This is a genomic window from Streptosporangium sp. NPDC006930, from assembly GCF_040635605.1.
Lineage (GTDB): Bacteria > Actinomycetota > Actinomycetes > Streptosporangiales > Streptosporangiaceae > Streptosporangium.
In genome coordinates this window covers 118680-144220 of the sequence record NZ_JBEYID010000013.1, presented here as the reverse complement: position 1 = coordinate 144220, position 25541 = coordinate 118680, and the positions used below count along the sequence as shown (strand labels likewise).

The window sequence follows — 25541 nt, the reverse complement described above, 5'->3', positions numbered from 1 at the left end:
GACCGCGAAGGGACTTCGCCGATCGAACGCGGTCGGCCGGGCCCTGACGAGTGCGTCCGCTTGCGGATAATCCCGAACGGTACCGGTTGGCTATGGTAAGGAGCATGACCGCGATGGCACCCGCCCGTACCGAGCCGGATCTCTCTTTCCTGCTGGACCACGCCGGCCATGTCCTGAGGACCCGGATGGCGGCGGCGCTCGCCGAGATCGGGCTCACGGCACGGATGCACTGCGTGCTGGTCCACGCCCTGGAGGAGGAGCGCACGCAGATCCAGCTCGCCGAGCTCGGCGACATGGACAAGACCACGATGGTGGTCACGGTCGACGCCCTGGAGAAGGCGGGCCTCGCCGAACGCCGCCCGTCGAGCACGGATCGGCGGGCCCGGATCATCGCGGTCACCGAGAAGGGCGCGCAGGTCGCGCGGCAGAGCCAGGAGATCGTCGACGGCGTGCACAGGGCGACCCTGGGCGCTCTGCCGGGAGACGAGGGCGAGGTGCTCGTACGGGCCATGAAGCGCCTGGTGACGGGACATCTGGCCACCCCCGCGGAGGCGCCGCAGGGAGTCCGGCGGGCACGACAGCGCACAAAGTAGGTCCATAGAGGATCGTCTATAACAAAACCATCTGCTACGGTCTCTCCTGTTCCCCCTGAACAGGAGGCGACCCCATGTCGCGTACCGCACCTTCCCCACGCCCCGCCCGCACCGATACGTCTCCCTCGCGCTGGACGGCGCTCGCCGTGCTGTCCGCCACGATGTTGATGACGATCCTGGACGGCAGCATCGTGACCGTGGCGATGCCGACCATCCAGGCGGACCTGGGCTTCTCGTCCGCCGGGCTCAGCTGGACCGTCAACGCCTACCTCATCGCCTTCGGCGGGCTGCTCCTCCTCGCCGGCCGGCTGGGCGACCTCGTCGGCCGCAAGACCATGTTCCTCGCGGGGAACACGGTCTTCGCCGCCGCGTCGCTGCTGGCCGGAATGTCCACGGGGCCCGGCATGCTGATCACCGCCCGGTTCCTGCAGGGTGTCGGCAGCGCGATGGCCTCGGCGGTCGTGCTGGGCATCCTGGTGACGCTGTTCACCGAGCCCGGGGAGCGCGCGAAGGCGATCGGCGTCTTCAGCTTCACCGGCGCCGCCGGGGCCTCGATCGGCCAGGTCCTGGGCGGGGTCCTCACCGACGCGCTCAGCTGGCACTGGATCTTCTTCATCAACCTGCCGATCGGGCTGGTCACGATCGCGCTGGCGATCCGGGCGCTGCCGGGCGAGCGCGGGATCGGGCTCGCCGCCGGAGCCGACGTCCTCGGCGCCGTACTGGTCACCGGCGGGCTGATGCTGGGCCTCTACACCGTGGTCAAGATCGAGGAGTACGGCTGGCTCGCGGCCCGCACCTTTGGCCTCGGCGCGGTCTCGCTCGCCCTGCTCGCCGCGTTCTTCGTCCGCCAGGCGACCGCGAGAACCCCGCTGATGCCGCTGCGGATCCTTCGCTCGCGCAACGTGTCGGGCGCGAACCTGGCCCAGATCCTGACGCTGTCGGCCATGTTCGCCTTCCAGATCATCGTCGCGCTCTACATGCAGAGGGTCCTCGGCTACGGCGCCCTCGACACCGGCCTCGCGATGCTCCCCGCGGCGGTGGCGATCGGCGGCGTGTCCCTGTTCCTCTCCGCCCGGCTCAACACCCGTTTCGGTGAACGCGCCGTCCTGCTGGCGGGCCTGGTGCTCCTGTTCTGCGCGATGTGCTGGCTCACCCGCGTACCGGTGAACGCGAACTACGTCACCGACCTGCTCCCGGTGATGCTGCTCATCGCCGGCGGCGGGCTGGTGCTCCCGGCACTCACCACGCTCGGCATGTCCGGCGCGGGGGCCGACGACGCGGGCCTGGCCTCCGGGCTGTTCAACACCACCCAGCAGATCGGCATGGCCGTCGGCGTCGCGGTGCTGTCCACGCTGGCCGCCCGGCGTACCGAGGAACTGCTCTCAGCGGGAGAGAGCGCGGCCTCCGCGCTCACCGGCGGCTACCACCTCGCCTTCGGTGTCGCCGCCGCCCTGCTCCTCGCCGCCTTCACCGTCGCGCTCGTCGTGCTGCGGCAGCCCAGGCCGGTCAGAAAAGGGTGAGCGGCTCGGTGGGCATGGGCTCGGGCAGCGGCTCGACCTCCGGCAGCAGGGCCCGTACGTCGTCGTGGAAACGACGGGCGAGCGTGAGCGCGTCGGCGTTGTCGGGGGTGTGAACGAACACGGTCGGCGAGCGGCCCTCGCGCAGCCAGCCGGTGACCGTGCCGATCCAGTGCTGCCAGCCCTCGACCGTGCTCTCGGTGTCGTCCCTGCCGAGGTAGCGGACGATCGGCCGGTCGGTGAGGGCGACCGACCGGAGCGGCATGCGGGGCTTCCTCGACCACGCCTCCCGTTCGGTGTCGCTGGTCGGGGGGCTCCGGAAGAGCGTCGTGGTGTCGAAGGGCACCCACTCGGCGCCGACACCGGCGAGAACCCCTTCGAGAAGCCGCGCGGACCGCGCGTCGTCGAAGAACGCGCGGTGGCGGACCTCGACGGCGTACCTGTGCGAACGAGGGAGCCGGTGAAGAAAGGCGGCCAGGGTGCCGACGTCGGTCGGGGCGAACGACCCCGGCAGCTGGATCCAGAGGGCGTGGGCTCGCGGCCCGAGTGGCTCGATCGTCTCCAGGAACGACCGGACCTCCTCGTCGACGCCGGTGAGGCGCCTCTCGTGCGTGATCGACTTCGGCAGCTTCACCACCAGGCGGAAGTCGGGCGCGGTCTGCCGCGCCCACGACTCCACCGTGCTCCTCGCCGGTGTCGCGTAGAACGTCGTGTTGCCCTCCACCGCGTTGCACCAGGTCGCGTAGGCCCGCAGGCGCTCTCCCGGCGGGAGCGGGTGGGGCAGGAAAGTCCCCTGCCATGACTTGAGGGTCCACATCGCGCATCCCACATGAAGCCGCATGACCTCGACGCTATCCAAGGACGGGGGTGAACCGGGCGTCGTACGTTAGATCCATCATCCGAGCGGGCATCCCGATAGACCATCGCATTCGCGACAGATGGGATGTTTCCCGATGAAGGCGATATTTATCGCGGCAGGGGTCCTGGCCGTGCTCGTGGCGGCCCTGCCCGCGGTCGCGGCCGAGACCGGATCCGGAATCGGCGCCTCCCCGGCCTCCGCCTCCTCCACGAAGCCGGCATATCCCACCGAGTTCTCCCTTCCCGACGGTTTCCAGCCGGAAGGGATCGCCATCGGCCCGGGGCCGTCCGCGTACTTCGGCTCGCGCGGGACCGGCGCGATCTACCGGGCCGACCTGCGCACGGGGAAGGGCCGGATCATCAATCCGGGACCCGGCACCCCGTCGCTCGGTCTCAAGGTCGACCCGCGCGGGCGGTTGTTCGTCGCCGGCGGCACGGGCGGCGACGCCCGCGTGATCGACACCCGCACCGGCAAGGTGCTCGCGAGCTACCGGCTCGCCACCGGCGCCGCGTTCGTCAACGACGTCGTGCTCACCCGCGACGCGGCGTACTTCACCGACTCGGCCAACCCCGTGCTGTACAGGCTGGCGTTCGGGCGCGGGGGAGCACTGCCGGCCCAGGCGGCGAAGGTTCCGCTGAGCGGGGACATCGTCTACACGACCGGCAACAACGCCAACGGCATCGCCCAGACCCCCGACGGCAGGGGCCTGCTCGTCGTGCAGTCCAACACCGGCAGGCTGTTCCGCGTCAACCCCTCGACCGGCGTCGCCACCCTGGTGGACATCGGCACCGAGTCCCTGGCAGGCGGGGACGGCCTGCTGCTGGAGGGCCGCACCCTCCACGTCGTACAGAACCGTTTGAACCTCCTCACGTCCCTCTCCCTGGACCGCGCCGCCACCTCCGGGAAGGTGGTCCGCAAACTCGTCGACGAACGCTTCGACGTCCCCACCACCGTCGCATCCTTCCGCGACCGCCTCTATCTCCCCAACGCCCGCTTCACCACGACCCCCACCCCGACGACCCCGTACAACGTGGTGGCCGTCAAGGGGCACTGATCGTTCTTCTCGTGACCGCCCGCCGCTGATCGGCGTGCCCGCCCCTGCGGGCACGCCCTCGCATGTCCGCCGCACCGAGAAATCGGCCGCGCGAAGGGGCGGCGGCGGAGCCCACAACGACGGCCGATTTCCGCCAGCGTGCCACCTCGGCACGGCCGAGCATGGATCCATGAGTACTCTTCGTACGCTCGCCATCGAAGCCGAGGTCGCCGCCGAGCTGCGTGTCCGCGACGACGCCGGGCGCCCGCCCCGCGTGGTCACCGACACCGAGGGAGGCTCTCCGCTGCGATGCTGCCTGCGTCGCAGCCTGCCGGGCGAGCGGCTCGCCCTGCTCGCGTACGCGCCATTGCGCAGGTGGGCGGCACGGACCGGGGGCGATCCCGGCCCGTACGAGGAGCTGGGCCCGGTGTTCGTGCACGCCGCGCCGTGCGAGGGACCCGGCGGGACGGGTTTTCCCGTCGAGATGTGCGGCGAGCGGCGGGTCTTCCGCGCCTACGACGCGGTCGGCAACATCCTCGGCGGACGGCTGGTGGACCGGCACCTCAGCCTCGACGCCGCCGCGGCGGAGGCCGTCCTGGCGGAGCAGTTCGCGGACCCGGTCGTGGCGCTGGTGCACGTACGGGCGGTGGAGTTCGGCTGCTTCATGTTCGAGGTGCACCGTGCCTGACCCGGAGATGTACCTCGCCTGACCGCAGGCGGCGAATTCTTCGCCGCCTGCCTCGGACGACGCCGTCATGTGATGACGGCGTCGGAGATCTTCACCGAATTCTTCCCCGGTGACCCCAACGGCGCGGAAGGTCTCGTCGATCATCGCCCAGATCGACGAGACCCTCCGCGCCGTATGTGTACCGCCGTCGCCGGCGGCCCTGCGAGTACGAGTTCACGGTCATCGACACCATCGGCTCTGGTCAGATTCGGGATGCATGAGTTATATTTCACATGTAAGAAAATTATTACAGGTGAAGGAGCATCATGACAGGGGCCGTGCCGACCGGCGACGAACTGGTCGTGGTGCTCGCGGCGCTCGCCAACCCGCTGCGGCTGCGCATCGTCGCGAAGCTCGCCGACGGGCGTGACTACGTGAGCCATCTGGCCCGCGACATCGGGATCAGCCGCCCCCTCCTGCACATGCACCTGCAACGGCTGGAGGCGGCCGGGCTGGTCGTCGGCAGCCTTGAGCTCTCGGAGGACGGCAAGGCCATGAAGTACTACGAGGTCACGGACTTCCACCTGCGCCTCACCGCCTCGACCGTGGCCGAGGCGGCCCAGACCCTCACCCCATCGGACCCCGAGAAGGGTCCCGCACCCAAGGAGCGGTCCTGAATGGACACGACGACCTGGCCGGGCACGGTCCTGATCCTGGGCCTGTCACTCCTCGCCCTGATCCTGATCATCGGCATCGCCGCGACCGTGCTGGAGTTCCGCAAGCTGAAGATATCCGCCGCCGTCCAGGAGGACCTGCGACAGCTCGTACGCCGCTACGAGCAACTCGCCGAGAACACCATGGACGCCCAGCAGCGGATGTCGAACGAGCTCTCCGACGTGCGGTCGCGCGCGACCTCGATCGAGCAGATCCTGCGGACCGTCGAGTGAACAGGCCCCCCACCCATGAGAAGGACACGATGAAGGCGATCATCCGGGAAAGGTACGGCTCCTCCGACGTTCTGCGACTCGACGAGATCGACAAACCGGTGCCGGGAGACGACGAGGTCCTGGTGCGCGTTCGCGCGGCGTCGGTGACCCACGGCGACCTGGTGACCATAACGGGTATGCCGTACCTGGGCCGCCTCGCGTTCGGGCTGCCCAGGCCGAAGCAGAAGGTCCCCGGCCGCGACATCGCCGGAGAGGTCGAGGCCGTCGGCCGGAACGTGACGCGCCTGCGGCCGGGCGACGAGGTGTACGCCGAGGTCAACGGCGGAGGCTTCGCCGAGTACGTCCGCGTCCCCGGGGACCTGGCGTGCCCGAAGCCGGCCAACCTCACCTTCGAGCAGGCGGCCGCCGTCCCCCTCTCGGGAAACACCGCGCTGCAGGGTCTCCGCGACCGTGGCGAGATAAAGGCCGGGCAGAAGGTCCTGATCAACGGGGCGTCGGGCGGCGTGGGCACCTTCGCCGTGCAGATCGCCGCGTCGTTCGGGGCGGAGGTGACCGGGGTGTGCAGCACCAGAAACATGGAGCTGGTCCGCTCACTCGGTGCCGACCACGTCGTCGACTACACCCGGGAGGACTTCTCCAGGAGCGGCCGACGCTACGACCTCATCTTCGACCTCGCGGGAAACCACTCGCTCTCCGACTGCAGGCGCGCGTTGAGCCCCGGAGGGACCCTCGTACTGTCCAGTTCGAAAGGCGGGCGGTGGTTCGGTCCGATGGGCCGGACCATGAGAGCGTTGGTGCTGGCGCCGTTCGTACGGCAGGACCTGCGCGCGTACATGGCGACGCGAAGCCGGGAGAACCTCGCCGATCTCAAGGAGCTGATCGAGTCCGGGCGGATCACCCCGGCGATCGAGAGGACCTACCCGCTGAGCGAGCTCCCCGAGGCGATGCGGTACTTCAGCGAGGAGCACGCACGAGCGAAGATCGTCATCACCGTGTGAGGCCGGTGGATGCCGTTCGCCCCCGGAACGTCCGCGCGGATCTCGGTCCGCTACCGGGTCAGGCCGGATTCATCCGGGTGACGATCGTCCGCCAGAGGGCGAGTTGCAGCAGGGCGAGGAGCACGACGGCGGGCATCAGGGTCCAGATCCCGACGCTCTGCCCGATGGCGCCGGTCAGCCAGGGAAGCGCCGCGCCGCCGATGACCGACACCCCGTTCATGATGCCGATGGCCGTCGGCACCAGCCGGGCCGTGGTCAGGGTGGGCACCACCGCCATCGCCGTCGGGAAGATGGGCCCGAGGAAGAAGCCGAGCAGGAGGAAACCTGCGGTCGCCACGACCACTCCCGGCGCCACCCAGGTGAGCACCGTGCTCGCCGTCACACCGACCAGGCAGGCGTAGGTCATGCCGACCGCGGTCAGCCCCATCCTGGTGGCGACCGGACTGATCAGGAACCGCCCCAGGGTCAGCCCGAGCCAGTAACCGCTGGAGATGTAGCCGGCGGTGAGGCCGGTCTGCGCGTGCTCCTCCACCAGGAAGGTGAACCCCCAGTTGCCCACGCTGATCTCCAGGCCGACGTACACGGCGAGGAACACCGAGGCCAGCACCACCGCGGGCGAGCGCAGGACGGAGGTGAGCAGGCCGCCCCGCTCCGGCTCGGAACCCATGGGGCCCGCCGGGGGCACCGGGACATCCGGATACGGGGTCCCCTCCTTCGCGGGGAGCTCAGAGGCCGGGGCGCCGGGCTTCACGGAGGCGTCGGGGGTACGCCTGGGATAGGCGATCAGGAAACCGGCCAGCAGCGGCAGGCACGCCAACGCCAGCACCAGCCACACGGCGGTCCACGGCAGGAAGGTCAGCGTCCAGGCGGCCAGCAACGGACCGAGCAGCGCGCCGACACCGAAGAACGCGTGCAGGCGGTTGAGCAGCGTCGTGGCCGAGGGCAGCTCCGCGAGATAGGCGTTGAGCACCGACTCCAGCACGCCGGTGCCGTAACCGACCACCAGTTGCACCGCCACGAAGGCCGCGAACGGGGGACGGCTCGCCATGTACAGCGTGGCCAGCACGTACAGGCCACCGGCGACCGCGAGGGAGAGGCGCGTACCGAGGCGCTCGAGCAGCGGGCCCGTGGTGGATCCGGCGAACATGAACCCGGCGGAGGAGACGAAGAAGGTGATGCCGATCGTCGTCATGTCGACGCCGTAGTCACCGATCAGCGTGGGCAGCAGCACTCCGCCCACACCGGCGTTCAACCCGGCCAGTACGAAGGTCGCGTACGCCAGGACGACCGGCGCCCGCCAAGGGCTGCTCAAGACGGGCACATGCTCTCCAGCACGGTCGTTTGATGCGGATGGTTTCCGAACCGTCCGGTGGAGGTGCGGGTCCACGGCGATCCACCGTCGTCCGACCTCTCCCGGGGGCTTCGCCACTCGGGTGATCACCCAGGAAAGCACTTTTGGGGGGAGTCTTGCCATCCGCTTTACCTGAGGGGCTCAGCATATGGCGATCTTCGACAGCGGAACAGACGCGAGGCCGCAGATTTTTTAACCTGAAATTTTCATGACCGGCGAGGCATTTCTACAGTTCACTGTTACCCGGCCTGTGTCGCGCTTGCCCCTCGCCGAGGGCCGGGTCAGACTCCGCCGGAGTATCACCCCTCCGCGCGACCACGTGAGCGATCCGCATTCCCGTCGCACTCGCATGCCGGTCCACGCGAGGAAATGTTAACGCTAACAATCGCGGGAGCCGATCACCGTCGAAACGGTCAAGGTCCATCCCGGCGGCGACGCCGAAGACCGGCGCCGACCGGGCCGACAAGACCGAGAAGGCGCGGATCGGCATCCACAGCCACGAGGAGGAGACATGGCACAGGATCAGAACGAGCCGGAGAACGGTGAGCGAAGCCCGCTGAGCCGGAGAGCCGTCCTGACGACGCTGGGAGCCCTGCCGGTCCTCGGCGCGGCCTCCGTCGTCGCGGCCACGGAGGCCACGGCCGCGACGGCGGTCATCAACCCGTCGGCGCAGCGGCAGACGATCCGCGGCTTCGGCGGCATGGCCTTCGCGGCCTGGATCGGCGACCTCACGGCCGCCCAGCGGGAAACGGCGTTCGGCACCGGCGAGGGCCGGCTCGGGTTCTCCGTGCTGAGAATCCCCGTCCCCGAGAACCAGGCGGACTGGAGCCGTGACGTGGCGACGGCGAAGCGCGCCATCGAACTCGGCGCCTCCGTCATCGCGTCACCGTGGAATCCCCCAGCCAACATGATCGAGACCTTCGTCCGCGGCAGCCAGACCAACGCGAAACGCCTCAGGTCCAACATGTACGCGGCCTACGCCCAGCACCTGAACGACTTCAACACGCACATGCGCAACAACGGCGTGAACCTGTACGCCATATCAGTGCAGAACGAGCCCGACTACGCGCATGACTGGACGTGGTGGACCCCCGCGGAGATGCTCAAATTCATGCGGGAGAACGCCGGCTCGATCAACACCAAGGTGATCGCGCCCGAGTCCTTCCAGTATCTGAAGAACATCTCGGACCCGATCCTCAACGACTCCACCGCACTCGCCAACATGGACATCCTCGGCGCCCACCTCTACGGCACGCAGTTCTCCAATTTCCCCTACCCCCTCTTCAAGCAGAAGGGCGCGGGCAAAGAACTCTGGATGACCGAGGTCTACCACCCCAACAGCAGCGACTCCGCGGACCTCTGGCCCCAGGCGCTCGACGTCGGGGAGCACATCCACCGCGCCATGGTGGACGCCGAGTTCCAGGCGTACATCTGGTGGTACATCCGGCGCAGCTACGGCCCCATGCGGGAGGACGGCCAGATCAGCAAGCGCGGCGCCATGATGGCGCACTTCGCCAGGTTCGTCCGCCCCGGATACGTGCGGGTCGACGCGACCGCGAACCCGGCGTCGAACGTCTACGTCTCGGCGTACCGGGGCGGTAACTCCACGGTCATCGTCGTCGTCAACAAGAACACCTCCGCGGTGAGTCAGCAGTTCACCGTGTCGAACGCCACCGGATCGTCCAGCGTCTCGTCCTGGCTCACCGACGCGAGCAGGACCGTCGCGCCCCAGGGAACGACCACCATGTCGAACGGCTCCCTCACCGTCACGCTTCCCGCCAGAAGCATGATGACCTTCGTGATTGGCGTGAACAACGACCCCAACCCCACCCCCACGCCTACCCCCACCGCCAGCCCCACTCCCGGTGGCGGAACGGGACCTCGGGTCGCCTACACGATGAACTCCTGGAACAACGGCTTCACCGCCAACATCAGCATCACCAACACCGGGACCACGACGATCAACGGCTGGACGCTGGTCTTCACCCTGCCCTCCGGCCAGTCCATCACCTCGGGCTGGAACGCCACCTACTCGCCCTCCAGCGGCCAGGTGAGCGCCGTCAACGTCGGCCACAACGCCACGCTCGCCCCCGGAGCCACCATCGACATCGGCTTCCAGGCCAACCACACCGGCAACACGGCCGAGCCGACCGCCTTCACCCTCAACGGCGTCGCCTGCACCGTGGTCTGACCGACGACGGCCCGCCCCCCGAGGCTCGATCGGGGACAGGACGAGTGCGGCCCCTCCGACACCGGAGGGGCCGCAGCTCGTGAAGCGCCATCTCGCAGGCGGCCACGCCGAGACCACGGACGACGGACGACGGACGACGCCATGCTCGCCTCACTGAACGCCGTACGGCGGAGACTCTCCGCGAAGCCGTTCGCCGAGCGCCGCCGACCGGCGTGCGCCGATCACCGTCTACCGATCAGCCGCGAGGCCGATCGACAGACGGGTCTTGGCACTGCTCCGGATGGACGACGACCCCCCTGAACCGGACGCGGACTCCGAACTCGCGTAACCTCCACCGCCGGTCCGGCAGTAGCCGGAGTACAGTTCACCCGGATAGTCGCTCGGCGAGGCGACGGCGGCAGCCTGGAAACGCGTCCGGGCTCGGAAACGTGCGGGATCTCAGCTGTCGCGCTGCTTGAGGCGGAGTGCTTCCTTGCGGACCTCGGCCTGGAGGGACTGCTCGCGCTCCAGCCACGCCGGGTTCTCCGCCTTCAGCGCGTCGATCTCAGCGGTGGTGAGCGGTTCGGTGATCCCGCCCCTGAGCAGGCCGGCGATGGAGATCCTGAGCTTCGCGGCCATGACCTGCTTGGTGTGCGGGCCGTTGCGGCGCAGGTCGGCGAGCCAGGCGGGCGGCGTCGCCTGCAACTCGTTCAGCTCGTCCCTGGAGATGACACCCGCCTGGAACTCGGCCGGGGTGGCCAAGAGAGGGACACCCAGCTTCTTGGCCGCGGTCGCGGGCTTCATCGTCTGGGTGGTCTTCGATTTGGGCGAGGTCATGGCGTCAAGAATAGTCAGCCGGAACAGGTTCCCCTGACATCGCTACCCTGGGGAAGTGACTGATGGAGAGACCGGCAGGACGTTTCGACTGGCGTACGTGCCCGGGGTGACACCCGCGAAATGGGTCAACGTCTGGATCGAGCGAATGCCCGAGGTGCCGATCACCCTGGTCGCGGTTCCCGCCGCCGAGATGGTGGGACTCCTGCGGAACGGCGGTGCCGACGCCGGATTCGCCAGACTGCCGGTCGACCGGGACGGGCTCAGCGTGATCCCTCTCTACACGGAGACCACTGTGGTCGTGGTGCCCAAGGACCACGTGCTGACCGCCGCCGACGAGGTGACCGTCGCCGACCTTGACGACGACGAGGTGTTCCACCCTCTGGACGACACCGTCGAGTGGACGGTCCGGCCCGGGCTGTCCGCGTTCACCCGCCCGGCCACAACGGCGGACGCGGTCGAGCTTGTAGCGGCCGGCGCCGGAATTCTCCTGGTTCCGCTGTCGCTGGCACGCCTCCACCACCGCAGGGATCTCACCTACCGGCCGGTGCCGGACGCGCCGCAGTCTCAGGTCGCGCTGGTCTGGCCCACGGACGCGACGACCGACCTGGTGGAGGATTTCATCGGCATCGTCCGCGGCCGGACGGTGAACAGCTCGCGGGGCCGTACTGCCCCCGCCTCCCCCGCGAAGAAACCGGCGAAGCAGCAGGTACAGAAACCCGCGCAGAACGGCTCCGGTCGCCGGGCCGTGCCGACCGGCCGCAAAAAGAAGGGGCACCGACCTCGGTGACCTGCGGGCAGATGCGCCGATCACCCCTGATAACGGCGTGAACACCGAAGCTGTCAGGCTGAGGCAGTAGGTCAATGCTCATCGCACTCCCGGCACTCGTGGTGTCACCGTGGATCCGCGGAGATTCCACCCCCTGAATTCCCACTTACCAACGGGAGTCCGTCGCGACGTAGCGGGCTCCTCGCCCTGCTCCAGAGGTGGTCGAGACTCGACCTCGCGTGCCTGTGCGAGGTGATGCCGCACCCTCGCGAACCGCGCTTTCACGAGAACACGCAGGCCAGGTTCATCGATGAAGGGCCGAACGTCACCCATCTGACTCGGAACAGCACGAATTCTTGCCCGGGCTTGTCCGAATACGCCAATCAAGTCAGAATCAGTTCAGCCTTCAACTAATTGGTTGGAGGGGCACTGCACGGATGAGGAGAGGCATGAAGCGCATCATCTCCATTCTCGTCGCCACCGTCGCACTTGGCGCCACGCTCACCGGCGTCAGCCCCGCGTCCGCGGCCACCTCCGCAGTCGACTGCTCCACGGGCGAGTACACCCGGGTCCTGAACAGCTACATGCCCACCAACCTCGAGAGGGGGGCGATAGACGGCCGCAGCTACAACATCGGCGGCTCGTTGACGTACGCGTTCGATATCTGCCTTGACATCCCGGACACCTCGACATTCACCATCGAGGTACGGATCTGGAACAACGGGACACAGACTTCGTTCGTGGACGACCGGCCCGGGGACAAGATCTTCCGCTACACGCTCGCTCCCAACAGCTTCTGGCAGGTCTACGGCACGTTGACCGGCCCCGGCAGCACCTACCTCTACTACACCTGGCACGAGAAGATGACCCTCTCCTGACGTGGAAGGGGCCGGCCACCTCACTCAGCGAGGTGGCCGGCCCCTTCCACTCTCAAGCGGTCCGGAAGCCTTTGAGGTGGAATGGAGCCGGGGCCCGGTGAGCGGCGGCCTCAGCCCTTGAAGGCGCCGTTCATGATCCCGGCCACCATGCGCCGTCCGACGAAGACGAACAGGACGAGCAGCGGGAGGGTGGCGAGGAAGGAGCCGGACATGGCGAGCCCGAGGTCGATGCTGAAACTGTTCTGCAGCGCCTTGATCGCGATCTGAACGGTGTACATCTCCGGCGACTTCAGCACCACGAACGGCCACAGGAAGTCGTTCCACGCGGTGACGAAGCCCAGCAGGCCGAGCACGAAGGCGGCGGGACGCACCAGCGGGAACGCGACACGCCAGAAGATCTGCCAGGTCGACGCCCCGTCGATACGGGCCGCCTGAAGGATCTCGTCGCTGATGGCGGACGATATGTGCTGACGCATCCAGAAGATGCCGAAGGCGTTGGCCAGGCCGGGGACGATCAGCGCCTGGAGCGTGTCCACCCAGCCCAGCGATGAGATGATCATGTATTGGGGGACGATGGCGAGCTGGGTCGGCACGGTCATCGTCAGAACGACGACCAGGAACAGCGTGTTGCGGCCGCGGAAGCGCAGTTTGGCGAACGCGAAGCCCGCCAGCGCGCACAGCACCGCCTGGCCCACGCCGATCGTCCCGGCCACGACCAGGCTGTTGCCGATCGACCGGACGAACGGCACGGTCGAGAACACCAGGCCGGCGAGGTGGAAGAAGTTGTCGCCCGGCACGATCTCGGGCGGCAGATTCGTCGCCGTCGCGGTGTCGGTGGTGGCGACGATGAACATCCAGTACAGCGGGAACAGGCAGAAGAAGACGGCGAGCGCGAGCAGCGCGTAGGTCCACCATCGGACACGATCGCCGGAGCGTGGTCTCGTCGTGCTCACGATCGCCCCCTCAGCCCTTGACCGGGCGGATCCGGGTGGACAGGAAGTAGTTGAGGCCGGCGAGCACGACGACCATCACGAACAACGCCACGCCGACCGACGCGGCGTAACCGAACTTGAACTGGGTGAACCCCTGCTCGAACAGGAAGAGAGTGAGCGTCTGGCACTGACGGATCGGCCCGCAGGTAGTGGCCGCGCCGCGGTTCACGAGCAGGGGCTCGGTGAAGATCTGCAGCCCGCCGATCGTCGAGGTCACGATCGTGAACACGATGACCGGCCGCAGGGCGGGAAGGGAGATGTGCAGGAACTGCCGCACGCCTCCGGCTCCGTCGACGGCGGCCGCCTCGTAGATCTCTCGGGGAACGGCCTGCAGGGAGGCCAGGTAGAGCAGCGTCGTGTAACCGAACCACCGCCAGGCCACCATGACGGCGATCATCACATGGCTGCCCGCCACCGACTGGGTGAAGTCGATGTGCTCGACGCCCACCAGGCCGAGCAGCCAGTTCAGCAATCCGTAGTCGCGGTCGAACATCTGGACGAACACGATGGCGGTGGCGGCCACCGAGGTGATGTACGGCACGAGCATCGTCATGCGGAAGAACACGGCGAAGCGCAGCCGTGCGTGGTTGAGCAGGTGCGCGAGCAGCAGCGCGACCAGCAACTGCGGCACGGTGGACAGCAGCCAGATGCTCACGGTGTTGCGCGCCGCGTTCCAGAACCGCACGTCCCCGAGCAGCCGGTCGAAGTTGTCCAGGCCGACGAACACCTGCTCGCCGATCGGGTTCCAGTCGAACAGCGCCACGTAGAAGGTGAACAGCAGCGGGATGAGGCCGAACACCGCGAAAAGCACGAAGAACGGGGTGATGTAGGCGTAGGGGGCAACGATCTCGGCGAAACCGCGCCGCGCCGCCTCCACCGGCGGGGCCGGGGGCAGGCCCGCCTTGGTGGGGCTGATGCTCGTCGTCACGGTCTGCTCGCTTCCCCACCGCCGGCGCGGGCCCGTCGGAACGGCCCACGCCGGCGGCGTTCGTGAAGGGTCCTAGCCACCGATCGCGGTCTTGATGTTGGTCACCGCCGCGTCCCACGCCTTCGCGGGATCACCCTTGCCCTGCTCGACGTTGGTGATGGCGTTCGTGAACTCCGTGCCGATCGTGGTGCTGTCCGGCCCGATGAGGAACGGCTTGAGGCCGAGCAGCGAATCGGTGTAGATCTTGCCGATCGGTGCGCCGGAGAAGAACTCGTCCTTGGCGGAGGTGAGCTTCGGGTCCTGGTAGACCGACGGGGTCGCGGGCAGCGACCTGGCCTCGGCGAAGTGGTCGAGCTGGCCCTGCGGCGACTGTGTGGTCGCGATGTAGTCCCAGGCGGCCTTCGGGTTCTTGGCGTTCTTGGGGATCGCGAGGAAACTGCCGCCCCAGTTGCCCGAGCCGCCGGGGATCGTGGCGATGTCCCACTTGCCCTTGGTGTCCGGGGCGTTGTCGCGGATCTGGCCGAGGAACCAGACCGGTGCGGCGGCGACGGCGAAGTCCCCCCGCTTCATCGCGGCGCTCCACCCCTCGGTGAACGAGCTCTGCTTGGCGGTGATCCCGGCGGCCACCGCCTTGAGCGCCTGGTCGAAGGCGGCCCTGACCTGAGGGCTCTTTTCGTACACCAGGTTGCCCGCGGGGTCGTAGTACTTCTCCTGACCCTGGTTGACCACCTGCGAGTAGACGCTCCCGCCCGCGTTGTCGATGAACGCCTTGCCGGTGGCCGCCTTGTACTTCTTGCCGGTCTCGATGAAGGCGTCCCAGGTGGGCCAGAGCTTGCCCACCTCCTCACGGTCCGTCGGCAGCCCGGCGTCCTTGAACAGATCGGTCCGGTAGGCGATGGCCATGCCGCCGACGTCGGTCGGGATGCCGATGATCGAGCCGTCCTTGGCCGTGGGCTGGCTGATCACCCAGTCCAGATAGTCACCCTTGACCTTGTCGGCACCCAGTGTGCGCAGGTCGATGAAGTTCTGCGGTTGCTGGACGAACTTGGGCAGGTCGTCGCCCTGGATCAGCACCAGGTCGGGCACCTTGCCGCCGGCGAGCGCGGTGGTGAGCGCCTGCGCCGTCTCCTGCGCGTTCCCCACCTCGGTCAGCTTCACCTGCACGTTCGGCTTCTGCTTCTGGTACTCGGTGACGGACGCCTTCTGGTTGATCCCGGTGAACGACCAGAACTCGAACGACGAGCCGTCCGATTCGCCGGAGGGAGTCCCGGACGACGAGCCTGAGCACGCTGCCATGCTGAGGGCCGCGGTAGCGGCCAACACGACCGCTGAGACGTTGCGGAACTTCACGGCGACCTCTTTTCGCTTGCTGTGGTCAGGGATGCGATGTGCGGCCCGGCAACGCGAGGATGCGCCGCGCTCGCCGGGCACCTCCTCCGCGCGTAGGACGGTGCCGTGCCGCTTCAGGCTCCGGATCGCGAACGCCGAACAGGTTCGGCACCGCCATGCCGACCTGCTGCTTCACCTGCGAAGCCTTCTGACATCGCTCTTGAACATGAAACTTTCGGAATGTCATACCGATCATTGATCCAGGACATTAGGGCTCCGCTGACCTGAGCGTCAATATTCTTACGGCAATGTGTCTGAAACAATCGGACTGCCAGTTTTATGTTTCGGAAGTACACCGTGCCCCTCCACCGAGACGACGGAAGTGGCCCGCCAGGAAGATCACCGGAACCGAAGGAGAGATCCTGCACCCTCGGGGCCATCTCCGGGATCATGCATCGCCGGCAGGGAGCGGGCGAATGCTTCAATGGTCGGTGCTTCTGGTGCTCGGATCTGATCATCATCTGCAAGCCCGGCTTCGTCTCGATGGTCGACGCAATACGAGGCATGATCGCGATCTTCGCGGCCCACTCCAGTGCCGTCTCACGGGACGGCGGCTCCAGAACCGTGTAGCCGCCCTTCGAGCTGCTGCGTCTGCGGGTATGCGCCCTCGATCATGGCCCCATCCCCATTCCACCGTGGCGGACGGAACGCGTTCATGGGGCGACCCGGACCTGCCGGGCGGAGGCGGCGCGCCATCGGCATGACCTTCCCTTTCCTGGTCACCGAGATCGAGGCCGCCGCCGAAGGCGCCCTGCGCACGACCGATCCCACTCGCACCGGCTACCTGCTGTGGACCGCCATCCACGGCATGGTCGGCATCGAACTCACCCACGCCATCCGCGGCCCCCTGCCCGGCTGGATCTCTTGGCACCCCCGGCAGCGGCGAGCGTCTCTTCACTGAGGGCGTCTCCCTCTTCCTGTCCGGCCTGCGCTAGCACTCCACTCGTTCCTGGCCGCCGACGGGCGTCCGCGTCTCACCGTGCCGGAGCTGGATCACGCGAGGCCCAATAAAGTTCACGCAGTTCGGCGGAGGGGTCCAGGCCGAGCGACTCCTTGAGCGTCGCCTCGGCCGCACCGGTGCATCGGGCGCGTACGCGATGCGGAGAAACGGGATCAGGCGGGCCGGCCCGAACGTAGTGGCAGGCGGACGATGAAGATCGCGTGGCGGACACGTGCGTGACCAGGAAGGCGAGGCCGCCGACGGCGCTCGCCCAGGAGACGCGGCGCAGGGGCCGCGCCTTCCTCTCCCCGCCGGGCATGCCCTGCAGCCGCCGGGCTATCAGGAGCCCGACGGCCGGGAGGGTCGCGATCGCGCCGCCCGCCGCGTATCGGTGCGTCAGCCCGCGGGCCGTGGGGACGCCGCCCTGCGGATCGGTCCGGAAGATCCCGGTGAGCGTCATGCCGCCGCACCACACGCCCAGCAGCGCGGTCGCCGGCGCTCCGATCGGCAGCCGGGACCGCACGAGTCCGGCGAGCAGCGCCGCCGAACCCACCGAGAGGCTGGCAACGGTTCCGGCGAAGACCGCGGCAGTGTTCTTGCTCAGCGCGTAGTCGCTGACCGTGTGCCGCACGGTGTCCACTTGCTTCGCCCATCCGATGTGCAGGGCGGTGGCGCCGACCAGCGACCCGACCAGCCCGGCATGGGTCGCGACCACGAGTTTTCGCGTGAGGTGAGAGCTATCCATGACCGCTAGGAAACCGGCGTGCCGTGTGGCTTGTGCGAGCGAGATCGTGAAGCTTCCGTGAAGCACTCGGGTCGTTCCGGCACCGGGATCCGCGACTACCGCTCGGTGTCCGCGTCGCCCGAACCGGCGATTCCGCCGCCTGGGCGCGGACCTGTCGTGTTCGAATGGAAACGCGTCACCGCACGGGACGGACGCCGACGCCGTCGAGGTAGACCTCGATCGCGCCGAGTTCGGCGGTGCCGACCACGGCCGCGACGTATCCGTCCGGCCGGATGAGCGCCCACTGCTCGGGTGACAGCCCGTACGCGCTCTGGACGTGGCCTCCGGTGTCGAGGATGTCGCCGCCGATGACGTGAATGCGCAGACCTCTGCGCGGTTCCGGGACCGGGGCGTCACCGGGCTCATAGCCGAGCAGGGTCCAGTGCGGTCCCTGGAACAGGCTGAACAACCGCGTGGCGAGCCCGCCCGCGCCGGTGGTGGGAGCGTCGGGCGCACGGTCGCCGGGCGCCACGCCCTTGCAGGGCTCCGTGCTGGTCAGCGACAGGGACGAGTCCGGGTAGCCGACATCGAGCTGGGTCACCTCGCGCCCCCGGCGCATGTCGCGGTTCTTGGCCGCTTCGAGCAGCTTCTTGGACAGGCCGAGGACCGCCTCGGCGACCGGTCGGCGCTCCTCCTCGTAGGTCGCCAGCAGCGACTCCGGCGCGCCGTCGAGCACGGCGGCGAGCTTCCAGCCAAGGTTGTAGGCGTCCTGGATACTCGTGTTCAGGCCCTGTCCGCCGGTCGGCGGATGGCAGTGCGCGGCGTCCCCGGTCAGGAGCACGCGCCCACGCCGGTAGGCGTCGGCCAGCCGGGCCTGCATCGTGAACACCGATGCCCAGGACACCTCGCGGATCACGATGTCGTCTTGGCCGCCGCGCTCATGGAGCAGGGCGGTGAGCCCTTCGGCCGAGAGGTCGACGTCCACGTCGAGGGGGACCGGGGCCATGTACTGGAACATGTCGGTGCCGTGGAGCGGGCACAGCGAGACGCTCCGCTCGGGCTTCTCGTTGCCCCAGCGGTGCCAGACGCGCGACGAGGCACCGTCGACCCGCACGTCGGCCACGAGCGCCCGCACGCCGAGGGACTTCCCACGGAACTCGATGCCGAGGGCCTTGCGGACGAAGCTCGATCCGCCGTCGGCGCCGACCAGGTAGGCGGCTCGCACGGTCCGCTCCCCGTCGGGGGCGGCGAGCCGCGCGGTCACGCCGTCGGCGTCCTGATCGAAGCCGACGAGTTCGCAGCCGTACTCCGGGGCGTGGCCGAGCTCGGTCAGCCGCTCCTGCAGCCGGCGCTCGGTGAGGAACTGCGGAACGAGCAGCGGGATCTGGTACGGCTCGGCAGGCGTCGGCTCCGGCAGGATCCCGGCGTGTTTGTCGACCGGTCCGTCGTGGGTGTAGATGCGCAGGGGAGGATACTCGCCTCCCGAGGCGACGATCCGGTCGACCACGCCGAGGTCCTCGAACACCTCCTCGGTGCGCGGCTGGATGCCCTTGCCGCGTGAGCCGATGAAGGGGTGCGGCGCCTTGTCGATCAGCCGAAACGCGACGTTCCTGCGGGCGAGATCGATGGCGAGGGTCAATCCCGCCGCGCCGGAACCACAGATGATCACATCAAGGTCTTCGTTGCGTGCCACGGTTCACCTCTCCGTTGGTGACGGCCGGCCAGGCAGCCCATCCCGCCCGATTCAGCTTTATGTGTATTTAGCACGGAGTATGTTCCGTAGCCGAAGCGACCGTCAAGCCCTCTCCCCTGAAGGACACACCACCCCGACAGCTTTCCGGCTATCAAAAAAGCGTCTTGAGCTGGTCTTTTATGGCCTTCAGCACATGAAAGAAGTTCTGATCCAGGTGTTGCGACCACACTGCCCCGATGACGGAAAATTATGTGTATTATGAGCATGTCTACACGGAGGGGATTGTCGTGGCCATCCGTTCCCACGCCGGTCCTGAGGTGACCGATCACCCATCGCGGGAACGGCACGGCCCCCGCCACGCCTCGCCGTCCGCATCTGCGTCCGCGTCATGCGAAGGCGGCGTCTCCGCCGGGCACCGCCGGCCTACCGGAGGCTGCCGGTATTCTCGCCTTGGCACCTCCCCGTCCGTCCGCAAGGGCACGTAAGGCATCGGTGGCGAGCATGGCTTCCCAACACCGCCGGCACATCGCGTTCCGGCGCCTGCATGAATCGCTCGTCGACCTGATCGCGCTCATGAACCTGCCGCAACGCGACGAGGCCCTCATGGCCGAAGCGAACATCGATCTCGACCGCGCGTTGTTCAAACTGATCGTCGGGATCCGGCGGTTCGGGCCGATCGGCGTGGTCGAACTCGCCGAACGGGCAGGACGCGACCACACCACCGTCAGCCGGCAGGTGGCCAAACTCGCCGAGCTCGGCTTGATCGAGCGGCGTCCGAACCCGGCGGACCGACGGGTCAGGGAAGCCGTGATCACCAGTGCGGGCCGTCGCATCACGGACGCGCTCGAGGCGGCCCGGCAGAGGCTCCTCGACTCCGCGTTCGCCGAATGGAGCGACCAGGACCTCGTTCAGTTCGAGCAACTGATGCGCAGGTGCGTCGACGACATGCTCGCGATGTCCGCGGCCGACAAGGAGGAGGGCGGCCAGTAGTGCCGCTCAGCGCTGAACGGCATCGCCCGGCAGGCCTCTGATCGGCCCCGATCAGCATGGCAAGGATCACGCGCCGGCCGCCATCATTTCACGATGCCACGCCCACCACCTGGGGAAACTCGTAAACCACCCCCGTGGACGCGACCCCGTCATCCCTGGAATCGTGCCCGGACGTGACGCCGGCTGTCATGCCGTACCGCATACCCAGGGAGCGACCATCGAGCATGCCGCTTGTATGCGGTTCCCATGCGAGAGCTTCCTACATTGATCCGTATCGCAACGTTCGGCTCTCTCGGAGAGAGGAGCCGTCACGAGAAAGAAGGTCAATCGATGGTTCGAGCCGTTCGGTCGTTCGCCGACCGACTGTTGGAGAGCCTGGTGCCCAGCACGCAGGCGCAGGCGATGGCCTGCGTCGAGCAGTGGCAACAGTTCACCTGCCCCCCCGTCGGGGGCGTCCCGTACAACACGATCGGCTTGAAGAGAGTCAAGATCTGCGACGGTGTGACGCAGGTACTGGAGACTCTGCCGTGCGGCACGCCGATCTGCGGTGGCAACAGCTCACCTTACGGGCCCTTCGTCCCCCTCCACCCGTGCCCGCCTTCCCCCTGCCCACCGTTCATGGTGTGCTGAGCCGGGCCGTCCGGCGATCCGGGCCGCCCCGGCCGGACCCGTCATGTGAGTGACCGCCTCCATCAGGGAGGGACGGGTGCCGCGACTGGCGAAGAGTCGCGGCGCCCTCTTCAGATTAGGGGTTTCCATGGAATACGTCCTGGTCTGCTGCCGGCTTCTGGTCGGTGTGGTCTTCGTGGTCTCGGCGGCGGGCAAGATGCGCACCCGCGGCGCCTACGCCTCCTTCCGCGCCACCACCGGTGAACTGGCACCGCGCCTGCCCCTGGTGCCGAGAGCCCTCATGCCGCCCGCGGTCGTCGCGGGTGAGCTGGCCACGGCCCTGCTGCTCGCCGTTCCGTCCACGGTCGGCGTCGGGTTCGTGATCGCGGTGGTGCTGCTGACCGCGTTCACGGTCGCGATCGCGACGGCCGTGCGCCTCCGCCGGCACGTGATCTGCAATTGTTTCGGCCCTTCGTCCACACCGGTGGGGCCGGAGCGGCTCGTCCACAACGGGGCGCTGCTCGTCGCCTCGTTCACCGGGGTGGTGCTCTCCTTCGGCACCGCCTCCGCATCCGTCGCGCTGGAGCCGGCCGGTGTCGCGGCGGCGGCGGTCACCGGCCTGGCAGGGGCCGCTCTGGTGCTGCTTGCCGACGACATAACCGAGCTGTTCCGGCCGCTCGTCTGACCACCACAGGCGACGGCGAACGTGTAACCGTGGAACCACTAAGGATGATCATGTTGAATGTCGTCGTGGTGCTCGTCGGCGCAGTCATGGTGCTGTGCGCGTTCGACATCGTTCTCACCGTGGGAGTGGCCCGGAGGCTGCGCGCGCAGGGCGAACTGCTGGCGCGTCAGACCGCTTCGCTCCCGGCCGGTTATCCACTGCCCGGTGGCCTCCCACCGGTCATGCGCGAAGCCGGAGAACGGCTGGGCGCCTTCCATACCACCGCCGCGGACGGTACGCCTCTCGATGAGGGTTTCTTCGCCGATGCCCCGACCCTCGTGGCGGCGTTCTCCATCGGATGCCCTGCCTGTGAGGAGCGGCTGCCCGAGTTCATCAGGTTCGCCCCGGCCTTCGCCGGCCGTGAGCGCGTACTCGCCCTCGTGGTCGGCACCGACGGCACGGCCGAGAAGGCCGCGCTGCTGGAACCGGTGGCCACCGTGGTGGTGGAGAGGACCCATGGCGGGCCGGTGTGCGGGTCGCTGGGTGTCAGGGCCTATCCGGCACTGGCGATCGTCGACCCCGGCGGCGTCGTCCGCGCTTCCGGCACCCTGATCCAGGACGCGGCGGCCGCCCTGGAAACGGTCTGACCCATGCGAAAGATCATCGTCGCGGTACGGCTGAGCTGGCAGGCCAGCCCGCTGTTCACCGCGGTCTTCGTCACGCTCACACTGGCGATCGCGCCGACACCGGTCGTGACGGCGTGGCTGACCAAACTGGTGCTGGACGACATCACCGCCGGAGCCGCTCCCGGCACGATCGCGGGGGAAGGCATCGCGCTCGCCGTCACGATCGTGGTGACCGGTCTGATACCGCATATCACCCAGTACGCCTCCCGTGAGATCGAACGCCGCGTCGGACTCCTGGCCCAGGAACGCCTGTTCGTCACGGCCGAGCGTTTCGTGGGCATGGCTCGTTTCGAGGACCCCGTCTTCCTCAACCGGATGCAGATGGCACTGCAGCACGGCGCCACCACCCCTGGGGTGATGGTCTCCGCCGTCCTGTCGATCGTCCGCTCCGTCGTCACCGGTCTGGGCTTCCTGGGGTCGCTGACGGTCATCTCCCCCTGGCTGCCCGCGGTGATCCTCGCCTCGGTCCTGCCGATGCTGGCCGTGGAGCTGTCGATGGCCCGCCGCCGAGCCGGTCTGTCGTGGCGGCTGAGCCCGATCGAACGCCGGGAGATGTTCTTCCGCGACCTGCTGACCAGTGCCCAGGCAGCCAAGGAGATCCGGCTGTTCGCCATCGGCACCTACCTGCGTGAGCTCATGACGGCCCAGCGGCGCCTGTCCAACAGGGAGAACCGCCTCATGGACCGTCGCGAGGTCAGCGTCCAGGCTCTGATCGGCCTGGGGAGCGCCGCGGTGTCGGGTGGGGCACTGCTGTGGGCGGTGCTCGCCGCCGCCGGCGGCCGGATCAGCGTCGGTGACATCTCGCTGCTGGTCGCCTCGGTGGGCGGCGTGCAGAGCGCGAGTGTGTCACTGGTGCACACCATCGCCCAGTGCCACCGTCAACTGCTGCTGTTCGACCACTACCTGCAGGTGGTCGCAGCCGAACCCGACTTGCCCGTCGCCCGCTCTCCCCGGGCGATCGCGCCGCTGGCACGCGGGATCGTCTTCCGCGACGTCTGGTTCCGCTACTCTCCCGACCACCCCTGGGCACTGCGCGGCCTCGACCTGACCATCCCCTACGGCCGGACGGTGGGTCTGATCGGCCGGAACGGCGCGGGCAAGAGCACCCTGATCAAGCTCCTGTGCCGGATGTACGATCCCGAGCGCGGTGCGATCCTGTGGGACGGCGTCGACCTGCGCGAACTGGACCCCGCCGGACTGCGTGCCCGCATCGGCGCGGTCTTCCAGGACTACATGGAGTACGACCTGACCGCGGCCGAGAACATCGGACTGGGCGATCTGGAGTACCTGCACGATCGCGAGCGCGTCACCGCCGCGGCCGTCGACGCCGGAGCCCACGAGTTCGTCAGCCGCCTGCCCCGTTCCTACGACACCCTGCTGTCACGGCTGTTCCTACAGGGAGAGGACAGCACCGAGGACACCTCCGGCGCCATCGGCGTGACCCTGTCGGGAGGCCAGTGGCAGCGGCTGGCCTTGGCCCGCGCGCATCTGCGTACCGAACACGACCTGATGATCCTGGACGAACCCAGCTCCGGCCTGGACGCCGAGGCCGAATACGAGATCCACCGCGGGCTGCGGCAGCGTCGCACGGGTCGTACCAACGTACTGATCTCCCACCGACTCAACACCGTGCGCGATGCCGACCTGCTGGTCGTGCTCGACGAGGGAACCGTCGTCGAACACGGCACCCACGAGGAACTGGTGGCCAGCGGCGGCACCTACGCCGACCTGTTCTCCATGCAGGCCGAGGGCTACCTGGAGGTCCTTCCCGGACAGGCCGGTCGATGACCGCTCCGCCCGCCCTGATCCTCATGCCGCTCGCAGCCGGTGCCGCGGCGGTGTTCTGGGCTCGCCGGAACCTCCTGGTGGCGATCATCTCGGGCGCCAGCATGCATCCCACCCACCGGTCCGGCGACAAGGTGCTGGTACGGCGCCTGCCCGCCGGCCGGATCCGGGCGGGAGACGTCGTCGTGGCTGACATCGTGGCCGTCCCGGGGTATGTGGCGGCACCCTCGTACGGCGGGATCCGGCATGCTGCGCGTCTTGGCGCGGTCGGAACGGACAGGCGGCGCGGGGCGGTTCCCCCGTGGGAGTCCTCTCCCGGCCCCGCCCCCAGCCGGGTCGTCAAGAGGGTCGCCGCCATCCCGGGGGATCCCGTCCCCGCTTCGGTACCCCGCCGGGCGGGTGAGCCCTCGGTTCCCGACGGGTGCCTCGTCCTGCTCGGTGACAATCCGGGACAGAGCCTGGACTCCCGCCATTTCGGATACGTCCCCGTGACGGACGTGGTCGGCAAGGTGGTCGGTGCCCTCTCGCCGACAGGTAGCCGGTGAGGCGCCCGGTTAACGCTCACCGGAACCGCCGCCCGGTCCACGGAAGATCCCGGCCGGTGTCCGGTCAGGCAGGGTGGCGGCTCATGGCCGGGGCGGCGGAGTTCGCGACGGGCTTCCCGTCGATGAAAAGTGGCCGGCGCGGCCACGCGGGGGCGGGGTGCGCCGGACCCGGTTCCTCGTTCCGGTGACGGAAGAAGGGTCCGCGGATGGCGTCGTCGTCCCGGCGAAGGACGGAAAGATGGAGTTCACGCAGTTCGGCGGAGGGGTCCAGGCCGAGATGATCGCTGAGCGTCGCCGTGGCGGAGGCCCACGCCGAGATCGCTCCCGCCGCGTTGCCGCCGAGATAGTGCGCACGCATCAGGTGTGCCCATGAGGTCTCCCGGAAAGGTGCCGCGGCCAGGATGTCAAGGAGTTCGGGAACGAGGTCGAGCGTGCGGCCCAGCCCCAGCCTGGCTTCCACCAGGCGTTCCCGTACTGTCAGATGCAGTTCGTCAAGGGCGGTGAAGCGGGCTCTCATCTGCTCGGAAGCTGCGCAGTCCTGTCCGGCGGGCCCCTGCCACAGGTCGAGCGACTCCTTGAGCGTCGCCTCGGCCGCACCGGTGCATCGGGCGCGCAACTCGGCGAAGCCCTGGGCGGCGAGCCGCTTGAACCTGATCACATCGACCTCGTCCGGCTCGATGAGCAAGCGGTATCCTCCGCCGCCGCCCCGCAGGGTGACCAAGCGCTCCTGCAAGGAGGAGGCCGTCAACTGGCTCCGTAGCCGGGCCATGTACAGGCGCAGGTTATTTCGGGCCGAATCTGGAGATTCATCCCAAAGGGACCTCATCAACCGCTCCGTGGAAACCGATCGCCCCTCCTCCAGGAGAAGGGCCGCGAACACTCCCCTGACCGGCGCCGACTTGACACCGACGGATGTTTTCGCGTTCTCGATCCGAACGCTTCCGAGCAGGCGGAACAGCATTTCCCTGACTCCTCCGGTA

26 protein-coding genes and 1 pseudogene are annotated in these 25541 nt (G+C 68.3%); 17 read left to right on the top strand and 10 right to left on the bottom strand.

Going from position 1 to position 25541, the window contains the following annotated elements; translation table 11 throughout:
- Positions 1-104: 104 nt before the first annotated feature.
- Both ABZ664_RS23110 and ABZ664_RS23105 read left to right on the top strand, forming a co-directional pair.
- On the top strand, positions 105-593 hold the full coding sequence (locus ABZ664_RS23110) for a MarR family winged helix-turn-helix transcriptional regulator (protein WP_362513387.1): 489 nt from the start codon (positions 105-107) through the stop codon (positions 591-593).
- Positions 594-667: 74 nt separating this feature from the next.
- Complete coding sequence (locus tag ABZ664_RS23105; protein WP_362513384.1) at positions 668-2113, top strand: MFS transporter; 1446 nt, start codon at positions 668-670, stop codon at positions 2111-2113.
- Here ABZ664_RS23105 and ABZ664_RS23100 read toward each other — a convergent pair.
- On the bottom strand, positions 2100-2951 hold the full coding sequence (locus ABZ664_RS23100) for a DUF72 domain-containing protein (RefSeq protein ID WP_362513381.1): 852 nt from the start codon (positions 2949-2951) through the stop codon (positions 2100-2102). The two genes, ABZ664_RS23105 and ABZ664_RS23100, sit on opposite strands and share 14 nt — an antisense overlap.
- A 112-nt stretch (positions 2952-3063) precedes the next feature.
- On the opposite strand from ABZ664_RS23100, the gene ABZ664_RS23095 reads away from it, so the two are divergent.
- From ABZ664_RS23095 to ABZ664_RS23075, 5 genes are all read left to right on the top strand, one after another.
- The gene (locus ABZ664_RS23095) at positions 3064-4023 is read left to right on the top strand and encodes a superoxide dismutase (RefSeq protein WP_362513378.1); all 960 of its coding nucleotides are present in this window, start codon (positions 3064-3066) and stop codon (positions 4021-4023) included.
- 169 nt (positions 4024-4192) lie between these two features.
- A complete protein-coding gene (locus tag ABZ664_RS23090) occupies positions 4193-4690 on the top strand; it encodes a DUF1203 domain-containing protein (protein WP_362513376.1) in 498 nt (165 codons plus the stop codon).
- A 305-nt stretch (positions 4691-4995) separates the two neighbouring features.
- Positions 4996-5346: a winged helix-turn-helix domain-containing protein gene (locus ABZ664_RS23085; RefSeq protein ID WP_362513373.1), complete on the top strand. Its 351-nt coding sequence runs from the start codon at positions 4996-4998 to the stop codon at positions 5344-5346.
- Positions 5347-5616 (top strand): hypothetical protein, encoded by a 270-nt coding sequence (locus ABZ664_RS23080; protein WP_362513370.1) that lies wholly within the window; start codon positions 5347-5349, stop codon positions 5614-5616.
- A 29-nt stretch (positions 5617-5645) separates the two neighbouring features.
- Positions 5646-6614, top strand: a complete 969-nt coding sequence (locus ABZ664_RS23075) for an NAD(P)-dependent alcohol dehydrogenase (RefSeq protein ID WP_362513367.1) — start codon at positions 5646-5648, stop codon at positions 6612-6614.
- 58 nt (positions 6615-6672) lie between these two features.
- On the opposite strand, the gene ABZ664_RS23070 is transcribed toward ABZ664_RS23075, so the two are convergent.
- Positions 6673-7926 (bottom strand): MFS transporter, encoded by a 1254-nt coding sequence (locus tag ABZ664_RS23070; protein WP_362513364.1) that lies wholly within the window; start codon positions 7924-7926, stop codon positions 6673-6675.
- A gap of 550 nt (positions 7927-8476) precedes the next feature.
- On the opposite strand from ABZ664_RS23070, the gene ABZ664_RS23065 reads away from it, so the two are divergent.
- Positions 8477-10156, top strand: coding sequence for a cellulose binding domain-containing protein (locus ABZ664_RS23065; protein ID WP_362513361.1), 1680 nt, complete (start codon positions 8477-8479; stop codon positions 10154-10156).
- A 438-nt stretch (positions 10157-10594) separates the two neighbouring features.
- Here the strand turns inward: ABZ664_RS23065 and ABZ664_RS23060 are convergent, their stop codons facing one another.
- A complete protein-coding gene (locus ABZ664_RS23060; protein ID WP_362513358.1) occupies positions 10595-10972 on the bottom strand; it encodes a DUF5997 family protein in 378 nt (125 codons plus the stop codon).
- Between the two features lie 55 nt (positions 10973-11027).
- Here ABZ664_RS23060 and ABZ664_RS23055 point away from each other — a divergent pair, with 55 nt between their 5' ends.
- Entirely contained in the window at positions 11028-11759 is a 732-nt protein-coding gene (locus ABZ664_RS23055) for a LysR family substrate-binding domain-containing protein (protein ID WP_362513354.1), read from the top strand.
- Between the two features lie 428 nt (positions 11760-12187).
- Positions 12188-12616, top strand: coding sequence for a hypothetical protein (locus ABZ664_RS23050; RefSeq protein ID WP_362513351.1), 429 nt, complete (start codon positions 12188-12190; stop codon positions 12614-12616).
- Positions 12617-12726: 110 nt separating this feature from the next.
- Here ABZ664_RS23050 and ABZ664_RS23045 read toward each other — a convergent pair whose 3' ends face one another.
- The 3 genes from ABZ664_RS23045 to ABZ664_RS23035 form a co-directional block, all read right to left on the bottom strand.
- A complete protein-coding gene (locus tag ABZ664_RS23045) occupies positions 12727-13569 on the bottom strand; it encodes a carbohydrate ABC transporter permease (protein WP_362513348.1) in 843 nt (280 codons plus the stop codon).
- Positions 13570-13579: 10 nt separating this feature from the next.
- Complete coding sequence (locus tag ABZ664_RS23040) at positions 13580-14536, bottom strand: sugar ABC transporter permease (protein WP_362513345.1); 957 nt, start codon at positions 14534-14536, stop codon at positions 13580-13582.
- Between the two features lie 72 nt (positions 14537-14608).
- Complete coding sequence (locus tag ABZ664_RS23035) at positions 14609-15886, bottom strand: extracellular solute-binding protein (RefSeq protein WP_362513342.1); 1278 nt, start codon at positions 15884-15886, stop codon at positions 14609-14611.
- Positions 15887-16625: 739 nt separating this feature from the next.
- On the opposite strand from ABZ664_RS23035, the gene ABZ664_RS23030 reads away from it, so the two are divergent.
- Positions 16626-16826 (top strand): hypothetical protein, encoded by a 201-nt coding sequence (locus ABZ664_RS23030; protein WP_362513339.1) that lies wholly within the window; start codon positions 16626-16628, stop codon positions 16824-16826.
- A gap of 73 nt (positions 16827-16899) precedes the next feature.
- Here the strand turns inward: ABZ664_RS23030 and ABZ664_RS23025 are convergent, their stop codons facing one another.
- Together ABZ664_RS23025 and ABZ664_RS23020 are read right to left on the bottom strand one after the other, a co-directional pair.
- Positions 16900-17610 carry a DUF998 domain-containing protein gene (locus ABZ664_RS23025; RefSeq protein WP_362513336.1) on the bottom strand — a complete coding sequence of 237 codons (711 nt, stop codon included), beginning with the start codon at positions 17608-17610 and terminating at the stop codon, positions 16900-16902.
- Positions 17611-17785: 175 nt separating this feature from the next.
- Positions 17786-19282 carry an FAD-dependent oxidoreductase gene (locus ABZ664_RS23020; RefSeq protein ID WP_362513333.1) on the bottom strand — a complete coding sequence of 499 codons (1497 nt, stop codon included), beginning with the start codon at positions 19280-19282 and terminating at the stop codon, positions 17786-17788.
- A gap of 501 nt (positions 19283-19783) precedes the next feature.
- Between ABZ664_RS23020 and ABZ664_RS23015 the strand changes: the two genes are divergently transcribed.
- The 6 genes from ABZ664_RS23015 to ABZ664_RS22990 all read left to right on the top strand — a co-directional run bounded on the left by ABZ664_RS23015 (position 19784) and on the right by ABZ664_RS22990 (position 24561).
- A complete protein-coding gene (locus ABZ664_RS23015; protein ID WP_362513330.1) occupies positions 19784-20272 on the top strand; it encodes a MarR family transcriptional regulator in 489 nt (162 codons plus the stop codon).
- 330 nt (positions 20273-20602) lie between these two features.
- Positions 20603-20902 carry a hypothetical protein gene (locus ABZ664_RS23010; protein ID WP_362513327.1) on the top strand — a complete coding sequence of 100 codons (300 nt, stop codon included), beginning with the start codon at positions 20603-20605 and terminating at the stop codon, positions 20900-20902.
- A gap of 127 nt (positions 20903-21029) precedes the next feature.
- Entirely contained in the window at positions 21030-21566 is a 537-nt protein-coding gene (locus tag ABZ664_RS23005; RefSeq protein WP_362513323.1) for a MauE/DoxX family redox-associated membrane protein, read from the top strand.
- A gap of 50 nt (positions 21567-21616) precedes the next feature.
- Complete coding sequence (locus tag ABZ664_RS23000) at positions 21617-22192, top strand: hypothetical protein (RefSeq protein ID WP_362513321.1); 576 nt, start codon at positions 21617-21619, stop codon at positions 22190-22192.
- Positions 22193-22195: 3 nt separating this feature from the next.
- Positions 22196-24019, top strand: coding sequence for an ABC transporter ATP-binding protein (locus ABZ664_RS22995; RefSeq protein WP_362513318.1), 1824 nt, complete (start codon positions 22196-22198; stop codon positions 24017-24019).
- Complete coding sequence (locus tag ABZ664_RS22990) at positions 24016-24561, top strand: S26 family signal peptidase (RefSeq protein ID WP_362513315.1); 546 nt, start codon at positions 24016-24018, stop codon at positions 24559-24561. The genes ABZ664_RS22995 and ABZ664_RS22990 overlap by 4 nt, the downstream gene beginning before the upstream one ends.
- 64 nt (positions 24562-24625) lie before the next feature.
- On the opposite strand, the gene ABZ664_RS22985 is transcribed toward ABZ664_RS22990, so the two are convergent.
- Positions 24626-25246 (bottom strand): AfsR/SARP family transcriptional regulator, encoded by a 621-nt coding sequence (locus ABZ664_RS22985; RefSeq protein ID WP_362513755.1) that lies wholly within the window; start codon positions 25244-25246, stop codon positions 24626-24628.
- Positions 25247-25270: 24 nt separating this feature from the next.
- Positions 25271-25522, bottom strand: a pseudogene (locus ABZ664_RS22980) (winged helix-turn-helix domain-containing protein); the annotation flags it as partial.
- Positions 25523-25541: the final 19 nt, after the last annotated feature.

Coding starts and splice junctions, on each gene's coding strand:
- ABZ664_RS23080 (WP_362513370.1), top strand. CDS start 5,347: ATGGACACGACGACCTGGCCGGGCACGGTCCTGATCCTGGGCCTGTCA.
- ABZ664_RS22990 (WP_362513315.1), top strand. CDS start 24,016: ATGACCGCTCCGCCCGCCCTGATCCTCATGCCGCTCGCAGCCGGTGCC.
- ABZ664_RS23105 (WP_362513384.1), top strand. CDS start 668: ATGTCGCGTACCGCACCTTCCCCACGCCCCGCCCGCACCGATACGTCT.
- ABZ664_RS23025 (WP_362513336.1), bottom strand. CDS start 17,610: ATGGATAGCTCTCACCTCACGCGAAAACTCGTGGTCGCGACCCATGCC.
- ABZ664_RS23010 (WP_362513327.1), top strand. CDS start 20,603: ATGGTTCGAGCCGTTCGGTCGTTCGCCGACCGACTGTTGGAGAGCCTG.
- ABZ664_RS23075 (WP_362513367.1), top strand. CDS start 5,646: ATGAAGGCGATCATCCGGGAAAGGTACGGCTCCTCCGACGTTCTGCGA.
- ABZ664_RS23005 (WP_362513323.1), top strand. CDS start 21,030: ATGGAATACGTCCTGGTCTGCTGCCGGCTTCTGGTCGGTGTGGTCTTC.
- ABZ664_RS23110 (WP_362513387.1), top strand. CDS start 105: ATGACCGCGATGGCACCCGCCCGTACCGAGCCGGATCTCTCTTTCCTG.
- ABZ664_RS23100 (WP_362513381.1), bottom strand. CDS start 2,951: ATGCGGCTTCATGTGGGATGCGCGATGTGGACCCTCAAGTCATGGCAG.
- ABZ664_RS23065 (WP_362513361.1), top strand. CDS start 8,477: ATGGCACAGGATCAGAACGAGCCGGAGAACGGTGAGCGAAGCCCGCTG.
- ABZ664_RS23060 (WP_362513358.1), bottom strand. CDS start 10,972: ATGACCTCGCCCAAATCGAAGACCACCCAGACGATGAAGCCCGCGACC.
- ABZ664_RS23050 (WP_362513351.1), top strand. CDS start 12,188: ATGAAGCGCATCATCTCCATTCTCGTCGCCACCGTCGCACTTGGCGCC.
- ABZ664_RS23085 (WP_362513373.1), top strand. CDS start 4,996: ATGACAGGGGCCGTGCCGACCGGCGACGAACTGGTCGTGGTGCTCGCG.
- ABZ664_RS23095 (WP_362513378.1), top strand. CDS start 3,064: ATGAAGGCGATATTTATCGCGGCAGGGGTCCTGGCCGTGCTCGTGGCG.
- ABZ664_RS23030 (WP_362513339.1), top strand. CDS start 16,626: ATGACCTTCCCTTTCCTGGTCACCGAGATCGAGGCCGCCGCCGAAGGC.
- ABZ664_RS23090 (WP_362513376.1), top strand. CDS start 4,193: ATGAGTACTCTTCGTACGCTCGCCATCGAAGCCGAGGTCGCCGCCGAG.
- ABZ664_RS23015 (WP_362513330.1), top strand. CDS start 19,784: ATGGCTTCCCAACACCGCCGGCACATCGCGTTCCGGCGCCTGCATGAA.
- ABZ664_RS22995 (WP_362513318.1), top strand. CDS start 22,196: ATGCGAAAGATCATCGTCGCGGTACGGCTGAGCTGGCAGGCCAGCCCG.
- ABZ664_RS23000 (WP_362513321.1), top strand. CDS start 21,617: ATGTTGAATGTCGTCGTGGTGCTCGTCGGCGCAGTCATGGTGCTGTGC.